The sequence below is a fragment of the Faecalicatena contorta genome, from assembly GCF_021531995.1.
GTDB lineage: Bacteria > Bacillota > Clostridia > Lachnospirales > Lachnospiraceae > Dorea_A > Dorea_A contorta_A.
On the sequence record NZ_JAFBIZ010000159.1, the window covers coordinates 1 to 4,719 of the forward strand.

Consider the following 4,719-nt stretch of genomic DNA (forward strand, 5'->3'; position numbering starts at 1 on the left):
AAATAGATATATAAATTTATAAATAAGTTTCTAAATTTCCGAATAGAAATTTCTGCATCTTAATGATAACATTTTTATATAAAATAATCAATGATAAAGTCAGACATGAAAAGGGGTGCAGTGATATGACAGAAAGAAAAGACATATCAGCAGTAAATGAAAAGAGGATGCTAGATGCAAAAGAGGTATGCATGTATCTAAGCCTTGGTAGAAATCGTGGAGTGGAGTTCGCGAGATCAATAGGAGCTGAAAGAAAAATCGGAAGGCGTAGTTTATACGATAAGGTTGTAATTGATAGGTATTTTGACAAGCAGGCGCAGGAGGTACGATAAAATGAAAAACAAACATAACCGAGAACATGCGGATCAGAACGGCAATTCTGGATTCACAATAGCAAGCCTGCTGCCAGTAGGCAAAGAGAATGCTATTTCTACAGAAGATCTGGTAAACATTACCGGATGTGGTTCGGCCAGAGAGCTGCAACAGTACATAGCCAGCGAACGGAAAGCAGGAGCAGTGATATGTTCATCTACTACTGGTGGATATTTTCTTCCGGAAAATAGAATGGAGATAGCAGAATTTCACAGATCATTGAAGAATAGGGCAGAAAATACATTGATAGCCATAGAGAGTGCGGAGAAGGCTCTTAATTCTCCGAAATGGCAGCAGGAGAGCAAATATGAGCAGTAGACTGAAGGATGCAGCATTATTGTACGCAAATATGGGATTTGCCGTATTCCCTTTACGACCAAAAGATAAGAGACCGGCTATAGAAAACGGCTTTAAAGCTGCAACAACCAGCGAAAAACAAATAGTTGCTTGGTGGGACGAACATCCGGATTCTAACATAGGGATTGCCACGGGTGCCATGTCAGGCGGTCTGGTGGTGATTGATCTGGATATTGATAAAGATAGAGGTATCAACGGATATGAGTTCCTGAAAGAATGGCAGCAGGAACATGGTGAACTACCTGAGACATGGCAGAGTATCACGGGGCGCGGTGGCTATCATTTATTCTACAGAGACAATGCTGCCAATAAGAGCAGAGGCAGTCTTTATGAGGGGATTGATATCCGGGCAGATGGCGGCTATATCGTAGCACCGCCAAGCGTGCATCCAAACGGCATCTGCTATGAGTGGGAACAGGGACCGGGAGATGGCATTGATATTGCGCAAGTAGATAATAGAGTTGCGGAGTTTCTTCTGGGACCAGTACCTGAAAATGGAATATGCAAGGATTTGAAATGCCGGAGCAGCTTCCAGAGGGGCAGCGCACGCAATGGTTGGTAAAAATGGTGTGCAGTATGCAGGCAAAAGGTGCAGGAGACGAGGCTATAAAGGCGGCAGTTAGGGCGGAAAATGCAGTGAAATGCACACCTCCGCTTTCCGATACAAAGTTGGAAAGAGAAGTGTTTCCTGCACTTCAAAGATATGAGAAAGGTACAAGCCCCTATACCGCAGTCTCAGATAAAGGGAAGTTCCGGCAACAGAAAAATCATAACCTTGAAATGGTGTCAATGGAGGTAGCAGAGGAAAAGAGTCCAGATTGGCTCATTACGGATTATATGCCAAGATATCAGATCACATCACTTGCTGGTGATGGTGGTAGCGGAAAGACAACGGTATGGTGTGCAATCGTGGCGGCAATCAGTAATGGTAGAAGGCCATTCTTACTTGATGGAATGGTACCATTTGATTTTGCGAAATGCAATCCAGAGAAAGTAATGTTTTTTTCTGCAGAAGATTCTTTTGAGTATACGTTAAAAAGGCGTCTTAGAAGGAATGGCGCAAATCTGAAAAATATTTTATCAATAGATATCGCAGATGAACGATTCCAGGATATCAAATTTGATGGCCCATTCCTGGAGCGTCTTCTTGATAAATATCGACCAGCTTTATGTGTGTTTGATCCTATTCAGGCATTTGTGCCTCCGGATATCAGAATGGGTGATAGAAATGCCATGAGAAATTGCCTGGCACCGCTAATAGGATATGGCGAAAAGTATGGAACAACCTTCCTGATTATAGAACATGCGAATAAACAGTCAGGTGTTTGGGGTAGGAAGAGAATTGCCGATAGTGCAGATATCTGGGACATAAGCCGGTCAGTCATTATGGCAGGAGAGACCAACGAACCGGGAGTCAGGTATTTATCACATGAAAAGTCCAATTATGGACCTACAGCCGACACCATCTTGTACAGTATTGAAGACGAGGTTGTTAAGTTCAAAGGATATACCACAAAGAAAGACAAGGACTTTGTATCTGAGGCAAGTTATAACACGAAGCAGGCACCGCAGAAAGAAGAAGCTAAAGAGTTTATACTGGACTTTTTGAAAGAAGGGGAGAAAGTAATGAAAGTTAACATATTGGTAGATTTTAAGGAAAATGGAATTGATAAAAATGAGCCTCATATTGTAATTGGTGCAGAAAGCGAGACTGCTGCCGCTGTGATGTTAAAGAAGACACTTGAGTGTAAAGGGTACGTTGTGCAGGCTATGGTTGTTGTATATGGCGATTTTACACTTGACGAGCTTCATGACATGGCTCATTACGGCATAGGGCTAAATCTTCAGGAATGTAGACCGTTATATATTTCAGATGACATGCTGGAATACATTCATAAGCTACAGCGAGACCCGGAAGAGATGCGGAAAGTTAAAGAAGAAATAAGACAAAGGGTTGCATCACGATAAAAAGAGCCTGCCGTAAACGGTCAAGCCCTTTCCTAAGTATCAGATAATCAAATTATAAAGGGAGTGGGCTTGATATGTCAATGATAATGGATGAGGGTGCAGTTTACAAAATAAACAAACCACGGTTGAAGCCCGAGCGAACTCGTGAGAATATTTTAAACGAACAGCTTGTTGCGCTGATTAGAGCCGGAGAGAATGAGAAAGATAATATGCTGCAGCTCTGGCAGCAGAATAAAGGCTTTATATATAAGATGGCCAGAAAGTATAGCGGATATGCTGAGATGGATGATCTGATGCAAGAAGGGTATCTCGGGTTGTATGAAGCAGTAAGACATTATGAGCCTGATCAGAATTCTTCTTTTATCCATTATGCAGCGTTCTGGATCCGGCAGATTATGCAGAGGTATGTTGACAACTGTAGCAGCGTTGTGAGAATCCCTGTGCATGCAAAAGAAGATATAAGGGAATATCGTAAAGTGGTGCGAGAATATCAAAAATATTATGGCTGTGAGCCGTCCGAGCGTGAGCTGTGCGCTATTTTATGTGTTGACCGTGAAAAACTCCACGCCATACAGCAGAACGTCAGAATGAGGCAGATAGGCAGCCTGAGCGAGCCTGTGGGCGGTGAAGATGATGACATAATGGTTTGCGATACCGTGGCATCTGGTGAGGACATAGAAGAGGATGTTATAAGTGAGCTTGACCGAGAGAATATGAAGCGTGAGCTGTGGATAGCAGTAGATCAGCTTCCAGATAATCTCCCAGAAGTAATCAGACATCGGTATATTGACGGCATGACTCTGAAAGAGACTAGCCAAAGAATGGGAGTAGGCATTGAACGTGTCAGGCAGATAGAAGCAAAGGCCATGAGGACGCTGAGAAGCCCTAGGCGGTGCAGAACGTTTCGGGCATACTATGAGGAATATATAGAGTCATGCAGTTACCGGCATGTTGGCGTGAGATCTTTTCAGAATACTTGGCTAAGTGAAGTTGAGCGTGAAGTGCTGGGAGGGTGAATGGAGTGCGTTTACAAAACGACAAATAGAGGGTGCATTTCAACATTTTGACGGTAGGGAGGAGTCCCCGCCCGGCTACGATGGCGCACCAACGTCGCCAGCGCCAATTTACACACATAGGTATTGGGAGTATGCTGACATTTGCTAAAGTTTACTCGGATATACTCGGATGTATTAAGAAATGTTAAGGCATCAAGACATTTCAGACACCCTAAAAAGGGGAAGGTTATAAGCGAGCGATAACCGAGCGTGAATATGGAGAAGGTTGGTAAATCCTTGTATATTTATTCTGTTAAGAAATATTTTGTTTAATGCTAACATAGTCAGATTTGCGATGCCCCTAAAAAGGGGAGAAATCAAAATGTGCGACGTCGCACAAAGGGCGGTGAGATATGAACGATCATAATTTAATCCCGAATACCGAACGAAGCCCAGAGGAACTACGGGAAATGGGAAGAAAAGGCGGTATAAAGAGCGGAGAGAGCCGGAGAAAGACCAGGGAGCTCCGGAAGATGGCCAAGCTCTGGTTGGAAGTATTTAACGAGCTGGAAAGCAAGGACAAAGCCCGAGCGAAGCAAGTGTATAAAGAACTGAGCCGCCTGCTGCCATAATCTTAAATTAGCGAGAGAGGATAGAGATACATAAATGAGATTGCCCAGCGTATAATTTATGGCGGTTTATGGAGTGTTATAGGGTGCGTGAAAATAAGGGGTTTGAGAGCTTTAGAATTTATAGATGGCTATATAAGCTTATTTAAAGGTGTGTAGAGAATACGTAGAGATAATAAAAGCTAATAAAAGTGTGAAATAAAAATGATAATAAAACTTGACAAAGTGATAATTTTGGAATATTATACATACTGTAGTAACAAACCATTACTAGGTAATTGCGAAACTCGCTAAGCTTGTTCGCAATTCTGAACCAAAACAAGGATGAATTCGTGCAAAGCACGAATTCTGGAATGAAATGTAGATAACCGGACATTTTAGGCGCACTTTAATAAGGC

Annotated in this window: 6 protein-coding genes; all 6 read left to right on the top strand. The window is 42.6% G+C overall.

Features of this window, described 5'->3' with window-relative positions:
• Positions 1 to 125 precede the first annotated feature (125 nt).
• The 6 genes from JQM82_RS14385 to JQM82_RS14410 all read left to right on the top strand — a co-directional run bounded on the left by JQM82_RS14385 (position 126) and on the right by JQM82_RS14410 (position 4,324).
• Positions 126 to 332 carry a polyprenyl synthetase solanesyl diphosphate synthase gene (locus tag JQM82_RS14385; protein ID WP_235251090.1) on the top strand — a complete coding sequence of 69 codons (207 nt, stop codon included), beginning with the start codon at positions 126 to 128 and terminating at the stop codon, positions 330 to 332.
• Between the two features lies 1 nt (position 333).
• Positions 334 to 690 carry a hypothetical protein gene (locus tag JQM82_RS14390; protein WP_235251092.1) on the top strand — a complete coding sequence of 119 codons (357 nt, stop codon included), beginning with the start codon at positions 334 to 336 and terminating at the stop codon, positions 688 to 690.
• On the top strand, positions 680 to 1,291 hold the full coding sequence (locus tag JQM82_RS14395) for a bifunctional DNA primase/polymerase (protein WP_235251093.1): 612 nt from the start codon (positions 680 to 682) through the stop codon (positions 1,289 to 1,291). Before JQM82_RS14390 ends, JQM82_RS14395 begins: the two co-directional genes overlap by 11 nt.
• 14 nt (positions 1,292 to 1,305) lie before the next feature.
• A complete protein-coding gene (locus JQM82_RS14400) occupies positions 1,306 to 2,697 on the top strand; it encodes an AAA family ATPase (RefSeq protein WP_235251094.1) in 1,392 nt (463 codons plus the stop codon).
• 74 nt (positions 2,698 to 2,771) lie between these two features.
• Entirely contained in the window at positions 2,772 to 3,713 is a 942-nt protein-coding gene (locus JQM82_RS14405) for a sigma-70 family RNA polymerase sigma factor (RefSeq protein WP_235251095.1), read from the top strand.
• Positions 3,714 to 4,105: 392 nt separating this feature from the next.
• Positions 4,106 to 4,324, top strand: a complete 219-nt coding sequence (locus tag JQM82_RS14410) for a hypothetical protein (protein WP_235251096.1) — start codon at positions 4,106 to 4,108, stop codon at positions 4,322 to 4,324.
• Positions 4,325 to 4,719: the final 395 nt, after the last annotated feature.